Consider the following 810-nt stretch of genomic DNA (forward strand, 5'->3'; position numbering starts at 1 on the left):
TTCTTTCTTTTCAACTTCTTCAAGATTGAAAACTTTCTCTTCAAGATTTACAGACTCACCTTCAATGTCAATTACTTCATCTCCGTTTGCTTCTGATTTCGTTTCTTCAAGATTCACACTTTCATCTTCAGCGATTTTTTCCATAGTTTGTTCCGTTTCTGCTTTCAGATTTGTTTCTTTAGGAGATTCATCTTCTTCTTTCCCAGATTCATTTGGATTCGTTTTATCCAAATATATTTCTTTGATTACTGGCTTTTCTATTACTTTTGTAGGTGCATCATACAATTTTTGATTTGTTTTTTCGTCTACTGTTGTTTTAGGTCGTAAATGAAACACATCCGAAAACTCGTTCTTTTCTTTTATTAATCGAATAATCTCATTCGCATTTATTTTTTCTCCATATAAAATGTCATAAATACCATACCCTACAATAGTTGCTAACAGTACATCCCCTGGCTCACGTTTGTTGGAACCGAAAATGATTCTTACATTCTTGTAATTTGCTCTAATTTCATAAATAATGTCTGAAATATTTTCATTCCCTTTTAATGATTCAAATAACACAATAACATCAGGTTTGTTTTCTTTTATCGCTTTTATAATCCCTCCACGATACACAGTTGTACCTACAATTGCATACTCACCGTTTGACTTTGCCTTTATAAAATCTTCAACTTGTCTATGTCCAATCGCTAATAAAACCTTTTCCATGGATTTCACCAACTTTCATACTTTTATTAACATACTATTTAAAAAGAGGAAAATTTATTGAGGATTATTGATTTAGGTATGTTCTATAGGGAATAAAAA

General features: G+C 30.9%; 1 pseudogene. It reads right to left on the reverse strand.

Annotated elements, in window-relative coordinates:
- Positions 1 to 711 (reverse strand): annotated as a pseudogene (locus MR160_RS33720) (AAA family ATPase); the annotation flags it as partial.
- Between the last annotated feature and the right edge of the window lie 99 nt (positions 712 to 810).

Source organism: Bacillus cereus group sp. BfR-BA-01382 (assembly GCF_022663475.1).
Classification (GTDB): Bacteria; Bacillota; Bacilli; order Bacillales; family Bacillaceae_G; genus Bacillus_A; species Bacillus_A thuringiensis_S.